Below are 18,157 nucleotides of genomic sequence, written 5' to 3' on the forward strand. Positions count from 1 at the left end.
ACATATTCACATTATACGAAAGTTTATTGAAAATGTAAACAAATAAATACGAAATTTTCGCATTTTATTGTTGACAGTACGAAAATTTCGTATTATTATTGTTTTATCGAAAGGCGGTGATATAATGCAGACCTTGAAAGAATTGAGAATTTCTAGCGGTTTAACTCAGGGGGAGCTAGCAAAATTATTTGGGGTAACTCCTAGAACGATTCAGAACATGGAGAAAGATTCTTCTAACATAAAAGACAGCCTCTTAAAGAAATATATTGACGCTTTTGGCATCAGTTACGATAATATTTTTTTAGGTAACGAATACGAAAATTTCGTACATCTGGAAAATAAGAAAAAATCAGTCATTTTAACTTTTGAGAGTAAACAACATAAACAGCTGACAAGCTAATAACATAAAACCACTTGATTTGAGACTTATTATAGAAAAACGAGTCAGTGGAATTTAAGGAGGTGAAAAGGATGGAGAAAGAAGCAAATGAAGTAAAAGTAAAACTGCTAGGGATGGATGAAGCAATAGAAAAAGTAGAGAGATATTTCGAGATACTCAAAGAAGCCAAGAAATTGGCGAATGAATTGGCTTCAATGGAGTTTGATATCGTTTTTAACGAAGATAAAAAGAAGGAGATTTGAAAATGGAAAAGAAATTGTTTTGCTTTGGGGATTCCAAGGAAAATGTAAAAAAAATGCCAAGCCACGTTGTAGTTGAAACGCAAGACGGGCTCATAATCGATGGTTTTGAACTCGACTATGTCCTAGCTGGTGGAGTAACAGCGCAACAACTCAGCGAGGATGTAGTAAAGATTAATGTGTCTTTCCTCGCTAAGTCGTACGATTACAAATTTAAAGAACAACATGACGTTACCAAAATTTTAGATTCGGTGGATGTAAACTTCGCCCAAAAGATGGACTAATTGTTATCTTCAAGAGCTTTGATTGCGGTTAATGATGCAATTTTTGCTGTCGCGATGATTAAGTTTCGAATATCATCTTTTTGGGTGTCTGATAACTCCGTCCTAACTGCCGCATCTATGATTGTATCCCAGTTGATTTCAGAATTATTTAGTATTTTGTCGATGCTTTTAGAATATTTATCCATCTAAGTTCTCCTTTCAATGTATTTCGGTATTCCAGTACCGATATCTAATTATAGCAAAAGAGAAACTATATGGTCACAACAATAAATAACTACCTGCATAGGATTTGCATTAATAGTTGAGGAGGAAAGAACAAAATGACTGTGATCTATTTATTGATTTTAATCCTTCAAGTGATCAATTTATCCATGCTGATAAAAATGTACAGAGACTAATTTGTACCAATACAAAGTCAAAGGTGAGAAAGAAAAACGAGGTGAAATAAATGCCAAGAAAACAAAAAGAACTAAACCTTATTTGCTACTCGGCAGATGGCACACGGTTAAAAATGAATCCTGAAACAGGTAAATTTGATCCACCTTTTGGTCCGCCTGAGGAGTTACAGATAGAGCTGTTACAAATAATTAACTGGCACCAATATGGTGTACGAGTAGTAAAAAAAGAAACTAAAGCATAAATGATTAGTATTGATTGTTTGAATGTTTAATAGTAACTAATCAACTTGTTCAATATTTTTTAGAATAAGGAGGGCTGAATAATGCCAATACGAAAGTCATTTACAAAACGATCCAATGACAAAATACTCTTAGCCGCACTAACTGAAAAAAAGCATCCAGTCCATCGAGTACGTCAATTACAAGCACTTTGCTATATCAGTTTATTTTTAAATGTCATTTTGTTGTCAGTTGTTTTTGCCATTTTATAGAAGAGAGGAAGAGATTCATGAGCGAGTTAGTAATTAAAAAAAATAAAGAAGCTGTTACTACGAGTTTGCAAGTTGCAGAAAGCTTCGAGAAAAAACACAGACATGTTTTAACAGCAATTGATGAACTAAAAGAGGGGGTTGCCGAAAATTGGGCAGACCTATTTTGGGAAGATACTTATGTTCATCCTCAAAACAAACAATCATATCGAATCATTTATATGAATAGAGACGGTTTTTCATTGTTGGCGATGGGGTTCACCGGTAAGAAGGCTTTAAATTTCAAACTTCAATATATTGAGGCCTTCAATAAGATGGAAAAAGAAATAAAAGATCCCTTAACATTACTCCCAAAAACTAAACGAGAAATGGCTCTGCTTGCTTTAGCTGCAAATGAAGAAACGAACGAAAGAGTGGATGCTATTGAGTCCGATTTAAATGACTTGAAGAACAATCAACTTCTAGCTGAACCAGACTATCGAACAATTTCTAATATGGTCCGTAATAAGATCAGAATTCTCTGCGATCAGCAGCATTTAAATAGCGAAGCAAGAACTGAGTTGTTCAAAGATCTGAATGGTGGAATTAAACGCATCACTGGAGCAGTTGCTAGAAATCGCATCAAAGCAAAGCAGTTTGATGATGTAATCGAGTTCATTAATAACTGGATGCCTTCTACAGCGACGATGACCATTATTAAACAAACGGAGTTGTTAGAGGATGAATCGCAGAGAAGATTTGAAAAAAGGGAAAGTGATTGCTGATCAATGGTGGCATGACAATAAGTCAACTATCTTAAGTCAACAGGTAATCAATAAACAAAAGAAATGGCAGGAAATTAAATGGAACTAAGACAAAAAATAAAAGAGTATCTATTTTACAGACATGTTTTTTATTGTCCGGATTGTCGCTATACATTACGCCTTAGTAATAAGTTGCTACAACAGTGTCATCCATGGGATGGACCGTATTGTCCAAAGTGTGGAGAAAAAATACAAAAAAAGTGACTCCGCCTGCAAGCATAGAGTCACTAAAGAAAACGCATCTAAGGAGATGTTAACACATGGAAAAAGAACTTTCCACTCTAGATCAATATTTGACTGACCCTGATTGGGGAAAAATGAATATTAAAGGAACAAATAACCGAAAAATTAGACGAAATCTTTTGACGGATGAAGAACTAGCATGTGATCAAGATGATCTGGGGAATTTTGTGAGTATCTATGACCATGTCTATCTTATCCATCTATCAAAACATTCAAATAAACCAGAATATATCTACGTCATCGAAGATGGCTTGATTGATGCGCTTGAAGAGTACGAGAGGGGAAATTTGATCGATATCTCATACTACGGACAAGGGAAAAAATACATTGCTGAAATGGAGGCGGTATTCGATGAGCGAAACGAATGAAACTACAAATTTTGAAAAGCTATTTAGTAGAAAACTTAGTAAGTCTCTAAAGAAGAAGGGTAAGTTCGATTATCTGTCATGGGCACGAGCGTGGGAGATGATGAAAAAGGACGATCCAGAGGCAAGAGTATCCATAAATGAGTATAAACATTATAGAGTAATTTCAGGAACGCACCAAGACTTTCTGGTTGAAGAGTACAAACCTTATTTGACAGATGAAACAGGAACTTATGTATCTGTGTCTGTCACGCTAAGAGGTAGGACTGAGACAGAACTTTTCCCGGTGACAGATTACAACAATAAGCCAATTGCTAAACCGGATGCAAGTCAGATTAATAACTCGGTTAAGCGTTGTTTTGTTAAAGCTTTAGCTCTCCATGGGTTAGGATTACACGTTTATCAAGGGGAAGATATTCCAGCTCCACCAAAAATTGATACAAAAAAATTGAATATGCTTGAAGAAATAATTAATAACTTCAATGGAGAAATGGGCGAAGATATGGTGCCTACATTAATCGAATTTGTTAACGAACAGACTGTTAAACGGAATCTAATTGCTGAGAAAGTAAATGCTCTTGAAGATTTAACTTATGAACAATGCGGATTGATGGAAAGAGCAATTGCTAAAAAACGAAATGAATTAAACAAGAAGAAGTGATGTAAGTGTTTAATTCATTAATTGATTCCTATTCAGCAGTTCTTAGAAAGTTCAAAGGAAAAGACATTGTCGCAACAATCAACGAAGAAGTAAACATCGAACGACTTAAAACGATGTACGAAGGCTATGAAGGTGATCGGATCATTGAAATTCGCTTTATTGATCCACGTCGCTTCACAGCCCAACAAAGAAATTTCATCTATGCGCTCATAGGGGATATATTCATCGATACAGGTACACCAACGGACTTCTGGAAAGAATTCTTCTACGTTCGTTTTGAAGGTGTCACAGGGCGAAAAATAAGCCTCAAGGACGAATCGGATACAACTGTAAGTGACGTAAACATCCTAGCAAATATCATCTTAGATTTCATCTTTGAACATCATATTCCATTCAAAGAAGGCTATGAAATCTTACCAGCGAATCAAGAATACTATTTCTACAAGTGTATTACGAAAAGAGTCTGTTGTATCTGTGGAAGAACAGGAGCTGACATTGATCATTTCGATAAAGCGTTGGGTAGACGGAAACGTAAGAAAATTGATCATTCAGAATACACTTACGCAGGACTTTGTAGAATACACCACACAGAAAAACATCAATTAGGTGTAACTAATTTTAAGAACAAGTATCAAATAAAAGGGATTAAGTTAAATCAAGAGACAATCAAAAAACTTAATATAGGTGGTTAAAGTGAGCAGACGTTACGATATTGAATCTCATTTGGAAGAATTAAACAAAACCGAAAGACGGTTGCATGAAGAGATAAATACGCTAGAGAGTGAAATAGATTCTCTAGAAGAAGAATTAGAAGATTTAGAGTCAGATTATTGGGATATCCAAAAAGAAATCGATGTTCTTAAATTTGAATTAAATAACTTATCAGATGAAGAAGATGATGAAGAATATATAGCTGAAAAGTGGTTAAACCAGGAAGAAAGTTTGTTTGATAATTTTGAATTAATTAAGGAGGAATAGTCTTGGCAGAAAGAAGAATGTTCGCAAAGACGATTATTGATTCTGATGCGTTCCTAGATATGCCTTTATCAACACAGGCATTATATTTTCATCTATCAATGCGCGCAGATGACGACGGATTTATCAATAATCCTAAAAAAATACAACGTATGGTTGGTTGTGGCGATGATGATTTAAAACTGCTTATGGCAAAAAGATTTATCTTAGTTTTCGAGAGTGGTGTGATTGTAATTAAGCATTGGAAAATACACAACTATATTCGTAATGATCGCTATAAACCTACGTTATATCAGGATGAGAAAGCTTTACTAGCGGATAAAGATAACAAAGCATACACCTTTGCAGAAGAGCTTCCTAATCGAGATGAAAATCTTGGTATACCAGATGACAACCAAACGGTATACCAAATGGATACACAGGTTAGGTTAGGTAAGGATAGGTTAGGTAAGGATAGTAAAGAGATAAGAGATGTAACGCCTCCGAAAAAATCGAAGGCTAAGCCCATCCGTCATAAATACGGAGAGTATAAAAATGTTCTCTTGTCAGATGACCAAATGGAGAAACTCAAAACAGAATTCCCAAATGATTATCAAGAACGGATTGAACGGTTATCCGAGTATTGTGAATCAGCTGGTAAAACTTATAAAAACTACTTGGCCACTATTCGAAGCTGGGCAAGGAAAGAAAAAAGTGAGCCTAAGAAGATGAATAGTATCTACAATCGCACAGGAAGACGAGAGGCACTTCCTGAATGGGCAATCGACCAAGAAGCCTATCAAAAGAAAAAAGCCCTTGAAAGAGCTAATAGGCAATCTAAAGCACCATTTTAAGAGGTGAAAAATTGAAAATTGATTATTTAGAACTAATTAATGAAATCGCAAAGTATAAAGCTGGGGAGGAAATTGAAATTCTGAGAGACGTGTATGAACAACTTGAAGAAGCTGGAATCGATGGAATTAAGAAAGATCGTTCAAATTGGAGTAAACTCAGATACTATTTCGCACTCTATATCGATGGATCGCAATTAAGAAATTCAGCATATACCAAATTACTATTTATTGATTGTGTTAAAGGATTGCAAAAACATCTTGATGAACTAGAGAAGGTGTAATCAGATGGACCTAAAGACATTTACAGCACAAATTGAATTAATGCATCAAGAAGCATTGAGAAAAAGCTCTGAGTATGAAGATAAGTGGCTCAACACGTTCCATGGGGGACGTGAGAGTGCACTTGCTAGTGTACTAAAAATAATAAAGGAGGCGCAGGATGAATGTTAGATATGCGAATAGAGGACTATCGGATCGCAACTACAAGTGATTGCAAAAATATCGTTCTCTCACGTGCCGTACGTGATGAGTATGGAAAGATCCAATATACCGAAAATGCTAAAGGCGAGCAGGAAGAATCGACTTCCTTTATTGGTTACTATCAAACTCTGACTATGTGTTTAAGAGCCATACAGCGTGACTACGCGCTGAGAGAAGGTCACGTGATAAAAAGTATTATCGAGTATAAAAAGGTGCTTGAGCGTATCACTAGACACTTTGAGAGTGAATGTGAGATTGAAGGTGTAAAAAATGAATAAGAAAGCAAAAATCAAACGAATTGCTGCGCTGACGTGTTCGGAGAAGTGGCAAGAAAATGAGAAGACAGTCGCAGAAGTTCAGAGAATCGCTAAAACGATTTGGCCCAAGGAAAAGTCTGGACGAAAACGACCAGGTCGAAAAATAGCGATTTGGCATGACGACAGAATTCTAGTTACAGGCACAGCTGAACAGTTAACAGAAATTACTGGGCTGTCAAAAAATATCATATGGAGCAGAGCGAAGCATATGGATATTGATTCTAAAGGTCGTCAATTTAAATACATGGAGGAAGAAAAATGAACGAACTGACAATGAATATTGAGAAATGGGCTAAAAATAAAGGATTGGATCAGGCTCAACCAGAGAAGCAGATGTTGAAGGTAATTGAGGAACTTGGAGAGGTCGGCGCTGGCATGGCTCGTGGCAATTTAGAAGCGGTAAAAGACGGTATCGGAGATACGATTGTTACCCTCATCATTTTAGCTATGCAACATGGGTTGACTGCTGATGAGTGCTTAGAACAGGCTTGGAACGAAATCAAAGGCCGCACAGGCAAAATGGTAGATGGTGTATTCGTGAAGTCTAGTGACATGGAGGACAGCAAATGATACCAAAAAATTATAGAGCTTGGGACAATAAAACAAAATCAATAAGAGGCGTCTTGGTAATTGATTGGCTGAACGGGTTAATTGATTTAGAGGGCGGGATTATTGAGCGAGATTTTAAAGAAATACAACTCATGCAATCCACAGGACTGAAAGATAAGAATGATGTAGTGATTTTTGAAGGAGATATTGTAAAAAACTCAAATGGATCAACCGGCTATGTAATTTATCTACAACAAGAAGCTGGGTTTGTAGTTGTATTAAAGAAAAGTGATTACAGATTAGGTCATAGAAATACTGGGGAATCATATGCAGAAGCAACTAACCACGAAGTTATCGGAAATGTATACGAGAATCCAGAGTTATTAGATAGCGATTTAGTGGAGGTAGAGCGATGAAAGCAAAAGAATTAATACCAATCTTACAATTTAATCCAGAAGCGGAAGTCTTAATCTCAACCGTGGATTATTACGAAAAGAGTTATCAAGATGCTGGCTACGAAAGAGGTTCTAATCAAGAAATCAGATGCGTAAGCCTTAATAAGAAATCTGGGATCATTTATTTAGAAGGCGGAGAAGAGAGAAGCATTTAAAAGGAAGTGGAATGAATGCCGAAAATATTAGATGCATGCTGTGGTAGTCGTTTGTTCTGGTTCGATAAAGATTGTAGTTTTGCAACGTATATGGATATACGAGAAGAAGAGTACGAGATCCACGGAAAGAAAATAAATGTGAAACCAGATGTTGTAGCTGATTTTAGGGACATGCCTTTTGAAAATAATGTTTACGATTTAGTTGTATTTGATCCGCCCCATTTAAAATGGGCTGGCCAGAATTCGATTATGAAAGGTCAATACGGACAGTTAGATAAAGAGAACTGGCCAGAAGATATAAAACAAGGTATGTCAGAGTGTATGCGAGTCTTGAAACCTAGTGGAACATTGATTTTCAAATGGAATGAGAACCAAATAAAACTCAAAGACGTGTTGAAAGCAGTTGAACCATATAGCCCTTTGTTTGGAAATAAAAGGAGTCAAACTCACTGGTTAGTTTTTATGAAGGAGGAACAGCGATGAATTTAAAAATACTACAGAAGAAAAGTCTCGGCTGCGAGACTGAGGCAATGTTGTTATCTGTCGAAGATGGCGAAGCCTATCAAGTGAGCATTTGTATTACTAGACTTGAAAAGCCATACTACGCAAATCAGCTATATCGAATATTCGCTAAGCTAGATGAAGCGCAAGAGTTTTACGAAGAGTTATGCGAAATGAGGGAGCAAGATGAGTAAACAAGAAGTATTGCAAAAGATTGAAAAGTTGAGGACAGAACTTTTCAATCTAGCAACTGATCCGAAACAGACAATAGATGTCAGAAATATGGGGTATTGGATTTCCATAGGAGCGGCAGGTGCTATATCAATTGTCGAAGAACTAGATGAACCGCCGATTACAGATGAACAAGCTTGGAATAAGATCGCAGAGGCTTATCCGGATTTGCCTCAGAGTTTGAGAAATACTCTAGATAATGCTGTGTTTGGCAAAGCTGATAAAACACATAAGCCAGTTGTTCCACAGTTTGTAGCAGATTGGTTTGAAGAGAACTTTATTGCACTAGACTGGGGAAACGGCGGCGCCCTAGTAGGGGCATACAGAAATAAAAGAGAATATAGAGATGACTTTCAAGATTGGATTGCTGATACCACGAATTATCCAATTGAAACTATTATCCGCATGATAGACGGCTACGAGGTCGAGAAAGAGCCGTTGTATTATGTGAAGTTTCCAGTTGTGGATTTTAATCAGTGGGATTTAGAGGCGTATCTAATGAAAGATGATCACGGAAATATATTGATTGCAGACAACAATGACTTCGATGATATGAAGTTCACGGAACAAGAAATCAAAACAATCGACGAAAGATACTGGGCGTTTGCTGTGCCAGTGGAAGAGGTGATGGAAGGATGAATATAGAAAATACAGCGTTACCTGAAAGTGGGTATTTGGAAAAAATGATTAATGTCGAGAGATTGCAAAATGGTAATTTTCAAGTGATGGTAAGAGCATTTCCAACTAGAAAAAGAAAAGTCCAAACTATTAAAATGGAATTTTCTCAAAACGGATTTAATGCATTAGTAGGATCACTAATGGCGATGGCGCAAGCGGAAGAGGTGGCAGAAGGATGAGTAAGCTTAAAGTTGGAGATAATGTTTTTTACAAAGGCGACGAAGGCTTCATCCGAGAAGTTATGATAGATGGAAAAGAAGATTTTTATAGGGTAGATGTTAGCAAAAAATCTATACACTACCTATATGAAGACGAATTAGATTTAATTACTCAAAAACTCAACGACAACCAGAAAGTCGTGTTGGAATGGTTGAAACTAACTGCACCAACAGGCAAGCCAATGCAAGTTGTATTTTGGATGATGAACAATGTAGCATGGGGTCATCTTGATGAATTACGGGATCCTTTGCTGGAGTTAACAGACGATCAGCAATTCGAAGTCCTAGCAGCATTCGCAGCATGGGGATTAGAACAGGAGGAAACGGAATGAATAAAAAAGCAGATTATGTGATTTGCTCAATTCCTGACCATGTTAACGTAACTTGCCCTTATTGCGAGTGGGAAGATGATTACGATTGGGATGAGATCTACTCAAAAATGGGGAGCGGATTATATTATGGAAATTGCGGAAGTGTTGAGTGTGAATATTGTAAACAAGAGATTCAGCTAGGCGAATGTGAATACGATTAATTCTCCAATCGACAGATTTAGCAAATTAAAGCGAGGTGATAAGGTTTGATCGTTTCAGTTGTTTTAAGAGACATGGGCGCTTATTCAGATAGAGAGGTTTCTATCGAAAAAGTATTTAAAACGAAGGCTCAAGCAGTTGAATATATCGCAAACAAGGGATTTACAACAGAAAAATATGGGGGATATGTGAGACCGTTTGCAAAACAGCGAGGATATAGCGAAGCAGATATCTATCTAGTCGAAGAATGGGAAGTCAGTAATCCACCAAAACGACAAACTGAAAGGAATGATATCGATGGAATATCACAAAGATACAATTGAAAAACTAAAAGAGAAAGTTTTGATGAAAAGAATCAATGAATTATCCAACAATAGTCTAGTTTTAGTTGATGGTACAACAATCAATTTTGAATGTACTGATGCAGATTGTTGCGCTTCTGCAGATGGTACTTGGGAATCAGCTACAGCAGATGGTCTTATAACAGATGTGCAGTTGGTTGACGTGAAAGAAGATGAAGAAGCGTGGGGAGGAACTCAAATGATCGCTAAATTAGTAGTAATGCATGATCAAAATCCTATCGCTCAAGCGCGACTGAGAGCTGATAACGGAAATGGAGATTATTATTTTAGCGTTTTAAGTGTTTTTGTTAATGGAGAAGAGGTAGGGAAGATTTTGGAGAGCTATTACGACTAGTCAGCTATCCGACGAGATAGCAGAATATAAAAAAGAGGTGAATAGAAATGATTATTTTAAAATTGCTCCAGGCTATTTTCATTAACCCGAAGCAACATTGTGTTTTGTGTGATTCAATTGCGGATCTTGAATTAGAAGATGGTAGGTATATTTGCGACAACTGTGCTCAAATACAAGGTGAGTTGTCTCAGAATGAATCTTAAATGCGTTCCCAAGTGTTTATGAAATTTTGCGCATCTACTTCTAATTCAAGAACATCCTCACTTTTTAGTGGTCCTGCTTCAATGATTTTTCCGTTTTGTAAATTTAATACCGCAAAATTTGAGTCAGGTTCCATTTGAAAGTCACGATCGGCTAGTTGCATAAGTGTTAGAGTTGATTGGATATTTCTTTTTGTAACTTTGGCATCAGTAGATTTTTTCTTGTAGTAATTCTTCACATAAAGTTTCTTATCATTAACGATAAGACCCAACTCTGGTGAGCTACCTACAAACAGCTCATCAGATAATTTCCAAAAAGATTTACCTACTTGGAAATAAGAAACATCATTCTTGTTTACAAACCGAATATACGTGTTAATGGCATTCGTATAGTTTTTCGTTTTCTTCTCGTCGATGGTTAGCAAAAGATTTGAAAGATTCTCAATCGGCAAATTGTTCTCATGTAATCTTTTGATTTCATCACGAAGAGGTTTCCAGTAATCAAGTGCAGGGTGATAGTCAGCTGAATGTTTCATATCTCGCACGGCTTTAATTTTTGCACTAGTACTAACTTTTGATGAGTAAGTTAAAAACTGTGTTAAAGAAATATTGATAGTCATAGTGAATCTCCTTTTCTAATTATTTCAATGAAGTAAATACATTGATACCAAAATTATATCAAATAAAACAATAAAAATTTTTATATCTGAATAATTTTAGCAGTTAGATTGGAGGGTACACTGATAGACAATGTTCAATATCGTCAGTGATAGCAAACTAAAGGAGTAAACAAAATGGAAAAAGATAAAAGTTTAATCATATGGAATAAAGACGGATCAACAATGAAATTTGAGAAAGTAACAAATTTTAGAGATGAATGGCAAAAAGAACAAATTTCGTTTGAATATTTTGGGGTTAGCACCAAAGTCCGTCGGAAGGCAGTATTCTACACTAATAATATTGCTGGCTATGCGTTAGAACAGGAGGAAGCGTGATGATCAAAGGAAAAAGTAAATTTGATTCAGAAATGTTTTACGGAGATTACGATAATTGGATGGGATTTAATAAGCAAAAATACACAAAAGAACAAGCGATTGAAGCTTGGAAAGAAGAAATGTCTGAACTTGATGAAGTTATCCCGTTCGTTGTCGAAGATGCTTTTGTCCGCTATCGTGTAGGACAAAATGAAGATCACGAGCCTTGCGCTGGGTGGTGGTTAGAGTGGAAAGATTATGGAAACAAATCTGTGCCTGCATGGTCAATTAGACAAGCTTAACCTTAGGAGGAATCGGAATGATACTAAAAGACGAATTTTATACTGATGCTTATGGAATTGGTGGTTTGATGATGGATCTACCAACCAAAAATCCTATTAAGCAAGTGGAATCAGAAATTAAAGTCGGTGATATGGTTCGTTGCACAGCGGAAGAGTTCATTCATCCAATCAGAGGGTATGTAGAACGTGTGTACAATCATTCAGCAGTTATTCGTATTGAGAATACGATGGACTGTGACAAGGAACTAGCGAAGAGCAAAGCGAATATTGCAGTTGCTCGATTAGTGGATATGGAAATTCTATGATAAATACAATATATAGTATGCGAAAATATGTTCCTACAATATATTGTGGATAAACCTGTGGATACTGTGGATAACAAAAAAAGCCAACACTTTCGGTTGGCAAATTACTTTCTTCTATAAATGATTAAAAGAACAATTATGTAGAAGATAGATGTGATTATTAAACCTATTAAATAGAAATTGAACAAGTAAATAGGATCTGATAATGAATGATATACAATTTTTAAGATAAAGAAAATCGAAGGTAAAGAAGATAGAAGAAGTATGATGTCATATTTTTTCCAATTATGGAAGAATAGGAAAACAACAATAAAAATAAAAAAAGGAATCAAAAACAAAAACATACTCAAATTTATCAAACAACTCACTCCTGTTCCCCCACGATAACGATAATAGCATTTTCTTTTTTTAGAAGAATGAAATTATAAGGATAAAACAGGAAAATATTTCAAATAAAACTTTGAGAAGAGTTGCAAGCAAAAAAAGCCGGATCGCTCCGACTGATTTAATAAATTCGCCAAGTTTATTATATCACAAAAAGGAGCGGTTTGACTTAATGCAATTACTAAGAGATGTAGACTTTAAGCAGACAAGATGTAATGCGAGAGATGTGTTGAAAAACTTCCGACGGTTGGAACGAATGGCAGGTCGTTCATTGATAGACATTAAGTCGCCGATTATAACCGACATGCCTAGATCACCAAAACACGGTAACAAAACAGAAGATGTGCTTATTCAAATGATGGACCTAGAAGCAGAAAGAGATGCGATTTTAGTAGCATTGATGAGCTTGAGTCTTATCAGTCGTCAAATACTCTATTATAGTTTTTGCGATGTTAACAAGCACTCTAATTATGAAATAGGACAACTAATTCAGGGGTATGGAGAGAAAAACGTAGAAAAGCTAAAATCCAATGCATTGATCGAATTTGCCGAAGCATATAAAAAAGGTTCATTAATCAAGTATCGGTAATTTTTGTAGGGTTTTTGTAGGGATATTGTAGGGTTCTTGGACGAAAAAGCGTGTTAATATGATATTGTCGATAGATTAGGAAACAGGACTTCGACAAAATAAAAAAATAGAAACATCGTTTGTTATTGTTCCACAATTAAGCTTCGATAGACAGCAGCAAATAAACTAAAGGATGTGGGGTTCAGCTCCTGCAGTTAGTTCATATGTTGCTGTCTATTCTTATTATGTCGTTGTGGCGGAATGGGTAATCCCAAGCTACCAGTTAGCAAAACCCTAAAGAGTTATAACTACATCTCATTATTGAGATGTAGTTTTTACATAGGAGATCACTCGTTGAGTGGTCTTTTTGTTTGGAGAGAAGGTGATTAACATGAAATTAACTGAGAAGCAGAAGAGATTTTGTGATTACTATGTTGAGTTAGGAAATGCAACACAGGCAGCAATCAAGGCAGGATACAGCAAAAAGACAGCCAATAAAATAGGTTCTGAAAACCTCGCAAAACCAGACTTAAGAACTTATATAGATAAAAGGCTTGAAGAAATGGAAAACAAACGAACTGCGGATGCTCAAGAGGTTTTAGAGTATTTAACAGCGGTAATGCGGGGCGAAGAAACAGAAGAGATACTCATTGGAATTGGAGAAGGAGCACAGGCTAAGATAGATATTTATGTTGGTGCTAAAGACCGCTTGAAAGCTGCTGAATTACTTGGTAAACGGCATGCGCTGTTTACCGATAAAGTTGATTTACAGACAGGTGATATTGTGATCAATGTCGGAGCGTGGGATGACAATGAGGCAGACTAAGAAAACAAACATCATTTTACGTTTTGATAAGCCTGCAAAAATTTTTAATAAGCATATTTATGCCACTTTATTCGATTATTCTAAATTCACCGAGATTCATTATGGCGGGGCTAGTAGCGGAAAATCACACGGTGTTGTGCAAAAAGTTGTTGCAAAAGCTTGTCAGAAATGGGCGAAACCAAGAAAAGTGCTGTTTCTTCGTAAAGTTAGCCGATCCATTAAAGATTCCATTTTTGCAGATGTGCTAGCTTGTTTGGCAGACTGGAAGCTGTTAGATTACTGTAAAGTCAACATGACAGACTTTCGAATCACACTACCGAACGGAGCAGAATTTCTGTTTAAAGGTATGGATGATCCAGAAAAGATCAAGTCAATCAAAGGCATTTCAGACGTTGTCATGGAGGAAGCTACCGAGTTCACGCTTGATGATTATACCCAGCTGACGTTGCGCTTGAGAGATAGAAAGCACAAGCAGCGGCAAATATTCTTGATGTTTAACCCAGTTAGCAAGCTTAATTGGGTTTTTAAGCATTTCTTTGGAGAAGAGGCAGAAGTTGACCCAAAACGTGTGGGAATTCATCACACGACCTATCAAAACAATAAGTTTTTGGATGATGAGAATAGGCAGACAATTGAGGAATTAGAACAAAGGAATCCTGCTTACTATCGAATATATGCACTGGGCGAGTTTGCCACATTGGACAAGCTGATTTTTCCGAAATACGAAAAGCAACTAGTGGACAAAGAAGCGCTTAAGACATTACCTAGCTTTTTTGGCTTGGATTTTGGGTTTACGAATGATCCATCCGCATTTGTACACGTAAAAATCGATGAGAAAAACAAAACTTTATATGTTGTCGAGGAGTACGTGAAAAAACATATGCTGAATAACGAGATTGCTGAAGTAGTTAAAAGTCTCGGTTATGCAAAAGAACGGATATACGCAGATTCAGCAGAGATGAAGTCAATAGCGGAAATTGCAAACAAAGGAATCTCTCGTATTCAAGCAGTGAAAAAAGGCAAAGGATCTATCATGCAAGGGATTCAATTCATCCAGCAATATCGGATAGTGATTGATGAGCGCTGCTTTAAAACCATCGAGGAATTTGAAAATTATACGTGGAAGAAAGATAAAAAAACAAGCGAATACAAAAACGAACCTGTCGACACTTATAATCATTGCATCGATGCCATTCGGTATGCGTTGAACGATGCAATTTTCAGGCTTAAGAAGAAACCAAATACAGATAAAAAAATACAAATAGCCAAGAGATTTTTTGGATAGGAGTTGATACAGTTGGAAGAAGAAATCGAAAACGATATTAATCAGATCAATAAAGTAAATGAATTCGAATACGGTATAGGGACTAGAACAGCCGTAGGAGTTACTACAAATTACGTAGATTTTAGCGTTGATTCAAACGTACACTATCGCTATAAAAGTGCAGACGATTTACTTAGTAATCTCGATGTTTTAGCTGCTATGATTAGACATCACCAAGAACATCAAGTACCTCGCTTAGAAACACTGGATGCCTATTACAAAGCAAAGAACAGTAATATCTTGCGAAATAGACGACGAAAAGAAAAAGATAAGGCTGATCATCGAAGTTCTCACAATTTTGGGAAAGTACTTGCCACTTTTGATGTTGGGTATAACACAGGTAATCCGATTAAGATACAAGTAAACGAAGGAAAACCACAGGATGCTGTTGATGAGTTTAATTTAAATAACGATATTGATGGTCATAACACTGAGATATGGCTCGATATGGTTAAATACGGGAGAGCCTATGAAATTATTCATCGAGGAAAAGATGATGAAGATCACATAGATCTTTCGAATGTTTTTGAGACGTTCGTTGTATATGACACAAATGTCAGACGCGAGCCAATTGCCGCAGTAAGATATCCAAAGACTCGTTTTGGAGATCATGGTGATCAGATGTTTTTCCAGCCAATCGTATATACAGCGGATAAGGTTGTGACTTTTGATGAGACGAATTTAGCAACATTAGAATTAAAAAATCCAGATGAACAGCCCCACGAGTACAAGGAAGTACAAATCACTGAGTTTGCACCGAATCGTTTTAGAATGGGGATCTATGAAGATGTGTTATCACTAATTGATTTATACGATGCTGGGCAATCTGATACTGCCAACTATATGACAGATCTTAACGACGCACTTTTAGTAATAAACGGGGATCTTGACTCAGATAAGTACTCGACGGAAGACGTACTAAAGCAAAGAGATGCCAATATACTTATGCTGGAATCCGGCACCGACATTAACGGAAATAAGACGAGTGTAACAGCTGGTTATATTTACAAGCAGTATGACGTTGCAGGTGTGGAAGCATATAAAGACCGTATTAGGGCAGATATACACGAGATGTCAATGGTCCCAGATCTAACAGATCAGAACTTTTCGAGTAACCAGTCAGGAGAAGCGATGAAGCATAAGCTTTTCGGATTCGAACAGATGACCTCAGTGAAGCAACGATTATTTAAAAAAGGGCTTATTCGTCGTTATCGTCTATTGTTTAATTTGCGTGCAGGAATCAATGAGTTGTCTAATACGGAACTTAATGACATCAAAGTGACGTTCGTACCTAACATGCCAAAAGCAATCTTAGAAGAGCTTAAAGCGTTAGTTGAAGCAGGAGCTGAAATTAGCCAAGAAACAATGTTAGGACTCGCATCTTTCATCGACAGCGTCAAAGACGAGATGGAAAGGGTGGCAGAAGAGCGCCCAAGCACTCCGAAGGCTCCAGACTATCCTGAGCAGTTCGGAGGTGGGGACGATGACATATTGGAAGAAGAGGGAACAGGAGTGGATCCAGCAACAGATCAAGAGTGAAGGAGCAATAAATCGTCAGATTGCTACAAAGTATCAGGAAGCACTCGATCAGATTGAAAAAGAGATCAAGGCAAACTGGGGCAATTTTGCTGGTAAGAACGGAATAACAATCGCTGAAGCTAAAAAGGCTACGTCTGAGATGGATGTAAAAGCATACCAGCGTAAAGCAAAGCGGTACGTTCGAGAAAAGAATTTCTCCAACACTGCTAACACAGAGATGAAGCTACACAATCTGACAATGCGGGTCAATCGCTTAGAGCTTCTTAAGTCTCAAATAGGACTTGAGTTGATTGCCTTATCTGACGATATGCAAAAATTTACTGCAGACATTCTGACTAAAGCTGGGCTTGCAGAGGCTCGCCGCCGAGCTGGTATTATGAATGAAAATATCTTTTCCGGTTACACAAAGTTTGTGAGACAGCTAGCTAGAGCCTCGTTTCACGGTGCGACTTTCTCACAACGTATTTGGTCGAACATGACCGTGCTGAAAGCTGAACTAGATCGCCTGTTAACTATGTCAATCATCCAAGGGAAACATCCTAACATGATGGCTAGACAGCTTCGGGATTTATTCAACGTTAAAAGGTACGAAGCAGAAAGGCTTATGCGCACCGAAACAGCGAGGATACAGTTAGGTGTGCAGCTAGAAAGCTACAAGCAATACGGCGTAAAACATTATATCTACATCGCCGAACCATCTGCATGCAGTGTTTGTGCAGAGCTTGCTGACAAAGTCTTTGCTGTTGCGGACTTTGAGATTGGCACGAATGCGCCGCCAATTCATCCAAACTGCCAATGCAGCACAGCACCATATGTCAAAAAAGACGGAGGTTAATATGCGAAATAAAGTCACATGTCCCGCTTGCCAAGGCTTTACATCTGTAAATTACCAAACAGAACGGGTAAGCGGCGACATTAAACACACCTATGCGCAATGCGAGAATTGCGACCATAAAGTGACAGTGCACTACACGAATTCTCAGATCAGAAAACTTTTGAAACGTCAGCAAAGTACTGTTGGTATGGAGAAAAAGCGAAAGCTCGCTGATAAGATTCAACAGTTGATCTCAAAATTAAATGAAGAGATAAGGTCTAGTTGATGCTGGACTTTTTATTTTGCCTTTTCACTTTTAGGCGTAAAAGAAAAAGCAGTCTCGATTGATTGGCGTAACTGATCACTTTATTTCGGCCAGTGGGCGTAACTCACTAAAATTATCGGGTAGCGGACGTAACCGT

General features: G+C 37.1%; 36 protein-coding genes. 34 read left to right on the forward strand and 2 right to left on the reverse strand.

Annotated elements, in window-relative coordinates; translation table 11 throughout:
* Positions 1-124 precede the first annotated feature (124 nt).
* The 3 genes from HZ311_RS11395 (at position 125) to HZ311_RS11405 (ending at position 923) form a co-directional block, all read left to right on the forward strand.
* Positions 125-400 carry a helix-turn-helix transcriptional regulator gene (locus HZ311_RS11395; RefSeq protein ID WP_153830355.1) on the forward strand — a complete coding sequence of 92 codons (276 nt, stop codon included), beginning with the start codon at positions 125-127 and terminating at the stop codon, positions 398-400.
* A gap of 71 nt (positions 401-471) precedes the next feature.
* The gene (locus HZ311_RS11400; protein ID WP_178946670.1) at positions 472-642 is read left to right on the forward strand and encodes a hypothetical protein; all 171 of its coding nucleotides are present in this window, start codon (positions 472-474) and stop codon (positions 640-642) included.
* Positions 643-644: 2 nt separating this feature from the next.
* Positions 645-923 carry a hypothetical protein gene (locus HZ311_RS11405; RefSeq protein WP_178946671.1) on the forward strand — a complete coding sequence of 93 codons (279 nt, stop codon included), beginning with the start codon at positions 645-647 and terminating at the stop codon, positions 921-923.
* Here HZ311_RS11405 and HZ311_RS11410 read toward each other — a convergent pair.
* Complete coding sequence (locus HZ311_RS11410) at positions 920-1,108, reverse strand: hypothetical protein (protein ID WP_178946672.1); 189 nt, start codon at positions 1,106-1,108, stop codon at positions 920-922. The genes HZ311_RS11405 and HZ311_RS11410 overlap by 4 nt on opposite strands.
* 263 nt (positions 1,109-1,371) lie before the next feature.
* On the opposite strand from HZ311_RS11410, the gene HZ311_RS11415 reads away from it, so the two are divergent.
* From HZ311_RS11415 to HZ311_RS11525, 23 genes are all read left to right on the forward strand, one after another.
* The gene (locus HZ311_RS11415; protein WP_178946673.1) at positions 1,372-1,563 is read left to right on the forward strand and encodes a hypothetical protein; all 192 of its coding nucleotides are present in this window, start codon (positions 1,372-1,374) and stop codon (positions 1,561-1,563) included.
* Positions 1,564-1,644: 81 nt separating this feature from the next.
* Complete coding sequence (locus tag HZ311_RS11420) at positions 1,645-1,812, forward strand: hypothetical protein (protein ID WP_178946674.1); 168 nt, start codon at positions 1,645-1,647, stop codon at positions 1,810-1,812.
* 17 nt (positions 1,813-1,829) lie between these two features.
* Positions 1,830-2,573 (forward strand): Rha family transcriptional regulator, encoded by a 744-nt coding sequence (locus tag HZ311_RS11425; RefSeq protein ID WP_178946675.1) that lies wholly within the window; start codon positions 1,830-1,832, stop codon positions 2,571-2,573.
* 299 nt (positions 2,574-2,872) lie between these two features.
* Complete coding sequence (locus HZ311_RS11430) at positions 2,873-3,223, forward strand: hypothetical protein (protein ID WP_034687979.1); 351 nt, start codon at positions 2,873-2,875, stop codon at positions 3,221-3,223.
* The gene (locus HZ311_RS11435; RefSeq protein ID WP_178946676.1) at positions 3,207-3,881 is read left to right on the forward strand and encodes a Sak single strand annealing protein; all 675 of its coding nucleotides are present in this window, start codon (positions 3,207-3,209) and stop codon (positions 3,879-3,881) included. Before HZ311_RS11430 ends, HZ311_RS11435 begins: the two co-directional genes overlap by 17 nt.
* Positions 3,882-3,886: 5 nt before the next feature.
* Positions 3,887-4,573 (forward strand): putative HNHc nuclease, encoded by a 687-nt coding sequence (locus HZ311_RS11440; RefSeq protein ID WP_178946677.1) that lies wholly within the window; start codon positions 3,887-3,889, stop codon positions 4,571-4,573.
* Position 4,574: 1 nt separating this feature from the next.
* Positions 4,575-4,859 (forward strand): hypothetical protein, encoded by a 285-nt coding sequence (locus tag HZ311_RS11445; RefSeq protein WP_178946590.1) that lies wholly within the window; start codon positions 4,575-4,577, stop codon positions 4,857-4,859.
* A gap of 2 nt (positions 4,860-4,861) precedes the next feature.
* Positions 4,862-5,689 carry a replisome organizer gene (locus HZ311_RS11450; RefSeq protein WP_178946678.1) on the forward strand — a complete coding sequence of 276 codons (828 nt, stop codon included), beginning with the start codon at positions 4,862-4,864 and terminating at the stop codon, positions 5,687-5,689.
* A gap of 11 nt (positions 5,690-5,700) precedes the next feature.
* Complete coding sequence (locus tag HZ311_RS11455) at positions 5,701-5,970, forward strand: hypothetical protein (RefSeq protein WP_178946679.1); 270 nt, start codon at positions 5,701-5,703, stop codon at positions 5,968-5,970.
* Between the two features lie 4 nt (positions 5,971-5,974).
* Positions 5,975-6,139 carry a hypothetical protein gene (locus HZ311_RS11460; RefSeq protein ID WP_178946680.1) on the forward strand — a complete coding sequence of 55 codons (165 nt, stop codon included), beginning with the start codon at positions 5,975-5,977 and terminating at the stop codon, positions 6,137-6,139.
* Positions 6,133-6,447, forward strand: a complete 315-nt coding sequence (locus tag HZ311_RS11465) for a hypothetical protein (RefSeq protein ID WP_178946681.1) — start codon at positions 6,133-6,135, stop codon at positions 6,445-6,447. The genes HZ311_RS11460 and HZ311_RS11465 overlap by 7 nt, the downstream gene beginning before the upstream one ends.
* Complete coding sequence (locus HZ311_RS11470) at positions 6,440-6,748, forward strand: hypothetical protein (RefSeq protein WP_178946682.1); 309 nt, start codon at positions 6,440-6,442, stop codon at positions 6,746-6,748. The genes HZ311_RS11465 and HZ311_RS11470 overlap by 8 nt, the downstream gene beginning before the upstream one ends.
* Positions 6,745-7,056, forward strand: a complete 312-nt coding sequence (locus HZ311_RS11475) for a MazG-like family protein (RefSeq protein WP_178946683.1) — start codon at positions 6,745-6,747, stop codon at positions 7,054-7,056. Before HZ311_RS11470 ends, HZ311_RS11475 begins: the two co-directional genes overlap by 4 nt.
* Positions 7,053-7,451, forward strand: a complete 399-nt coding sequence (locus HZ311_RS11480) for a YopX family protein (protein WP_178946684.1) — start codon at positions 7,053-7,055, stop codon at positions 7,449-7,451. Before HZ311_RS11475 ends, HZ311_RS11480 begins: the two co-directional genes overlap by 4 nt.
* Positions 7,448-7,645: a hypothetical protein gene (locus HZ311_RS11485; RefSeq protein WP_178946685.1), complete on the forward strand. Its 198-nt coding sequence runs from the start codon at positions 7,448-7,450 to the stop codon at positions 7,643-7,645. The genes HZ311_RS11480 and HZ311_RS11485 overlap by 4 nt, the downstream gene beginning before the upstream one ends.
* Positions 7,646-7,660: 15 nt before the next feature.
* Positions 7,661-8,128, forward strand: coding sequence for a class I SAM-dependent methyltransferase (locus HZ311_RS11490; RefSeq protein ID WP_178946686.1), 468 nt, complete (start codon positions 7,661-7,663; stop codon positions 8,126-8,128).
* A complete protein-coding gene (locus HZ311_RS11495) occupies positions 8,125-8,340 on the forward strand; it encodes a hypothetical protein (protein ID WP_178946381.1) in 216 nt (71 codons plus the stop codon). Before HZ311_RS11490 ends, HZ311_RS11495 begins: the two co-directional genes overlap by 4 nt.
* An 88-nt stretch (positions 8,341-8,428) precedes the next feature.
* Entirely contained in the window at positions 8,429-9,016 is a 588-nt protein-coding gene (locus HZ311_RS11500) for a DUF1642 domain-containing protein (protein ID WP_178946816.1), read from the forward strand.
* A complete protein-coding gene (locus HZ311_RS11505) occupies positions 9,013-9,234 on the forward strand; it encodes a hypothetical protein (protein WP_178946687.1) in 222 nt (73 codons plus the stop codon). Before HZ311_RS11500 ends, HZ311_RS11505 begins: the two co-directional genes overlap by 4 nt.
* Positions 9,231-9,605, forward strand: a complete 375-nt coding sequence (locus HZ311_RS11510; protein ID WP_178946688.1) for a hypothetical protein — start codon at positions 9,231-9,233, stop codon at positions 9,603-9,605. The genes HZ311_RS11505 and HZ311_RS11510 overlap by 4 nt, the downstream gene beginning before the upstream one ends.
* Positions 9,602-9,805, forward strand: coding sequence for a hypothetical protein (locus tag HZ311_RS11515; RefSeq protein ID WP_178946689.1), 204 nt, complete (start codon positions 9,602-9,604; stop codon positions 9,803-9,805). The genes HZ311_RS11510 and HZ311_RS11515 overlap by 4 nt, the downstream gene beginning before the upstream one ends.
* A gap of 45 nt (positions 9,806-9,850) precedes the next feature.
* Complete coding sequence (locus HZ311_RS11520; protein ID WP_178946690.1) at positions 9,851-10,126, forward strand: hypothetical protein; 276 nt, start codon at positions 9,851-9,853, stop codon at positions 10,124-10,126.
* The gene (locus tag HZ311_RS11525) at positions 10,101-10,499 is read left to right on the forward strand and encodes a DUF7448 domain-containing protein (protein ID WP_178946691.1); all 399 of its coding nucleotides are present in this window, start codon (positions 10,101-10,103) and stop codon (positions 10,497-10,499) included. The genes HZ311_RS11520 and HZ311_RS11525 overlap by 26 nt, the downstream gene beginning before the upstream one ends.
* Positions 10,500-10,698: 199 nt before the next feature.
* Here HZ311_RS11525 and HZ311_RS11530 read toward each other — a convergent pair whose 3' ends face one another.
* Positions 10,699-11,319: a hypothetical protein gene (locus tag HZ311_RS11530; RefSeq protein ID WP_178946692.1), complete on the reverse strand. Its 621-nt coding sequence runs from the start codon at positions 11,317-11,319 to the stop codon at positions 10,699-10,701.
* Between the two features lie 174 nt (positions 11,320-11,493).
* Between HZ311_RS11530 and HZ311_RS11535 the strand changes: the two genes are divergently transcribed.
* The 8 genes from HZ311_RS11535 (at position 11,494) to HZ311_RS11570 (ending at position 17,756) form a co-directional block, all read left to right on the forward strand.
* Entirely contained in the window at positions 11,494-11,694 is a 201-nt protein-coding gene (locus HZ311_RS11535; protein ID WP_178946693.1) for a hypothetical protein, read from the forward strand.
* Positions 11,694-11,975 carry a hypothetical protein gene (locus HZ311_RS11540; RefSeq protein WP_455424149.1) on the forward strand — a complete coding sequence of 94 codons (282 nt, stop codon included), beginning with the start codon at positions 11,694-11,696 and terminating at the stop codon, positions 11,973-11,975. The genes HZ311_RS11535 and HZ311_RS11540 overlap by 1 nt, the downstream gene beginning before the upstream one ends.
* Positions 11,976-11,992: 17 nt before the next feature.
* Positions 11,993-12,280: a hypothetical protein gene (locus HZ311_RS11545; protein ID WP_178946695.1), complete on the forward strand. Its 288-nt coding sequence runs from the start codon at positions 11,993-11,995 to the stop codon at positions 12,278-12,280.
* 556 nt (positions 12,281-12,836) lie between these two features.
* Complete coding sequence (locus HZ311_RS11550; RefSeq protein WP_178946696.1) at positions 12,837-13,253, forward strand: ArpU family phage packaging/lysis transcriptional regulator; 417 nt, start codon at positions 12,837-12,839, stop codon at positions 13,251-13,253.
* Positions 13,254-13,623: 370 nt separating this feature from the next.
* On the forward strand, positions 13,624-14,058 hold the full coding sequence (locus HZ311_RS11555) for a terminase small subunit (protein ID WP_178946697.1): 435 nt from the start codon (positions 13,624-13,626) through the stop codon (positions 14,056-14,058).
* Positions 14,039-15,343 (forward strand): PBSX family phage terminase large subunit, encoded by a 1,305-nt coding sequence (locus HZ311_RS11560; RefSeq protein ID WP_178946698.1) that lies wholly within the window; start codon positions 14,039-14,041, stop codon positions 15,341-15,343. The genes HZ311_RS11555 and HZ311_RS11560 overlap by 20 nt, the downstream gene beginning before the upstream one ends.
* Before the next feature lie 45 nt (positions 15,344-15,388).
* Entirely contained in the window at positions 15,389-16,921 is a 1,533-nt protein-coding gene (locus HZ311_RS11565) for a phage portal protein (RefSeq protein WP_178946817.1), read from the forward strand.
* Positions 16,857-17,756, forward strand: a complete 900-nt coding sequence (locus HZ311_RS11570; protein WP_178946699.1) for a minor capsid protein — start codon at positions 16,857-16,859, stop codon at positions 17,754-17,756. The genes HZ311_RS11565 and HZ311_RS11570 overlap by 65 nt, the downstream gene beginning before the upstream one ends.
* Positions 17,757-18,157 lie beyond the last annotated feature (401 nt).

This window comes from Enterococcus mundtii, assembly GCF_013394305.1.
Taxonomy (GTDB): Bacteria; Bacillota; Bacilli; order Lactobacillales; family Enterococcaceae; genus Enterococcus_B; species Enterococcus_B pernyi.

Bases quoted from the DNA above. Each gene is read 5' to 3' on its own strand.
- HZ311_RS11395 (WP_153830355.1), top strand. From the start codon at position 125: ATGCAGACCTTGAAAGAATTGAGAATTTCTAGCGGTTTAACTCAGGGG.
- HZ311_RS11400 (WP_178946670.1), top strand. From the start codon at position 472: ATGGAGAAAGAAGCAAATGAAGTAAAAGTAAAACTGCTAGGGATGGAT.
- HZ311_RS11405 (WP_178946671.1), top strand. From the start codon at position 645: ATGGAAAAGAAATTGTTTTGCTTTGGGGATTCCAAGGAAAATGTAAAA.
- HZ311_RS11410 (WP_178946672.1), bottom strand. From the start codon at position 1,108: ATGGATAAATATTCTAAAAGCATCGACAAAATACTAAATAATTCTGAA.
- HZ311_RS11415 (WP_178946673.1), top strand. From the start codon at position 1,372: ATGCCAAGAAAACAAAAAGAACTAAACCTTATTTGCTACTCGGCAGAT.
- HZ311_RS11420 (WP_178946674.1), top strand. From the start codon at position 1,645: ATGCCAATACGAAAGTCATTTACAAAACGATCCAATGACAAAATACTC.
- HZ311_RS11425 (WP_178946675.1), top strand. From the start codon at position 1,830: ATGAGCGAGTTAGTAATTAAAAAAAATAAAGAAGCTGTTACTACGAGT.
- HZ311_RS11430 (WP_034687979.1), top strand. From the start codon at position 2,873: ATGGAAAAAGAACTTTCCACTCTAGATCAATATTTGACTGACCCTGAT.
- HZ311_RS11435 (WP_178946676.1), top strand. From the start codon at position 3,207: ATGAGCGAAACGAATGAAACTACAAATTTTGAAAAGCTATTTAGTAGA.
- HZ311_RS11460 (WP_178946680.1), top strand. From the start codon at position 5,975: ATGGACCTAAAGACATTTACAGCACAAATTGAATTAATGCATCAAGAA.
- HZ311_RS11465 (WP_178946681.1), top strand. From the start codon at position 6,133: ATGTTAGATATGCGAATAGAGGACTATCGGATCGCAACTACAAGTGAT.
- HZ311_RS11470 (WP_178946682.1), top strand. From the start codon at position 6,440: ATGAATAAGAAAGCAAAAATCAAACGAATTGCTGCGCTGACGTGTTCG.
- HZ311_RS11475 (WP_178946683.1), top strand. From the start codon at position 6,745: ATGAACGAACTGACAATGAATATTGAGAAATGGGCTAAAAATAAAGGA.
- HZ311_RS11480 (WP_178946684.1), top strand. From the start codon at position 7,053: ATGATACCAAAAAATTATAGAGCTTGGGACAATAAAACAAAATCAATA.
- HZ311_RS11485 (WP_178946685.1), top strand. From the start codon at position 7,448: ATGAAAGCAAAAGAATTAATACCAATCTTACAATTTAATCCAGAAGCG.
- HZ311_RS11490 (WP_178946686.1), top strand. From the start codon at position 7,661: ATGCCGAAAATATTAGATGCATGCTGTGGTAGTCGTTTGTTCTGGTTC.
- HZ311_RS11495 (WP_178946381.1), top strand. From the start codon at position 8,125: ATGAATTTAAAAATACTACAGAAGAAAAGTCTCGGCTGCGAGACTGAG.
- HZ311_RS11500 (WP_178946816.1), top strand. From the start codon at position 8,429: ATGGGGTATTGGATTTCCATAGGAGCGGCAGGTGCTATATCAATTGTC.
- HZ311_RS11505 (WP_178946687.1), top strand. From the start codon at position 9,013: ATGAATATAGAAAATACAGCGTTACCTGAAAGTGGGTATTTGGAAAAA.
- HZ311_RS11510 (WP_178946688.1), top strand. From the start codon at position 9,231: ATGAGTAAGCTTAAAGTTGGAGATAATGTTTTTTACAAAGGCGACGAA.
- HZ311_RS11515 (WP_178946689.1), top strand. From the start codon at position 9,602: ATGAATAAAAAAGCAGATTATGTGATTTGCTCAATTCCTGACCATGTT.
- HZ311_RS11525 (WP_178946691.1), top strand. From the start codon at position 10,101: ATGGAATATCACAAAGATACAATTGAAAAACTAAAAGAGAAAGTTTTG.
- HZ311_RS11530 (WP_178946692.1), bottom strand. From the start codon at position 11,319: ATGACTATCAATATTTCTTTAACACAGTTTTTAACTTACTCATCAAAA.
- HZ311_RS11535 (WP_178946693.1), top strand. From the start codon at position 11,494: ATGGAAAAAGATAAAAGTTTAATCATATGGAATAAAGACGGATCAACA.
- HZ311_RS11540 (WP_455424149.1), top strand. From the start codon at position 11,694: ATGATCAAAGGAAAAAGTAAATTTGATTCAGAAATGTTTTACGGAGAT.
- HZ311_RS11545 (WP_178946695.1), top strand. From the start codon at position 11,993: ATGATACTAAAAGACGAATTTTATACTGATGCTTATGGAATTGGTGGT.
- HZ311_RS11550 (WP_178946696.1), top strand. From the start codon at position 12,837: ATGCAATTACTAAGAGATGTAGACTTTAAGCAGACAAGATGTAATGCG.
- HZ311_RS11555 (WP_178946697.1), top strand. From the start codon at position 13,624: ATGAAATTAACTGAGAAGCAGAAGAGATTTTGTGATTACTATGTTGAG.
- HZ311_RS11560 (WP_178946698.1), top strand. From the start codon at position 14,039: ATGACAATGAGGCAGACTAAGAAAACAAACATCATTTTACGTTTTGAT.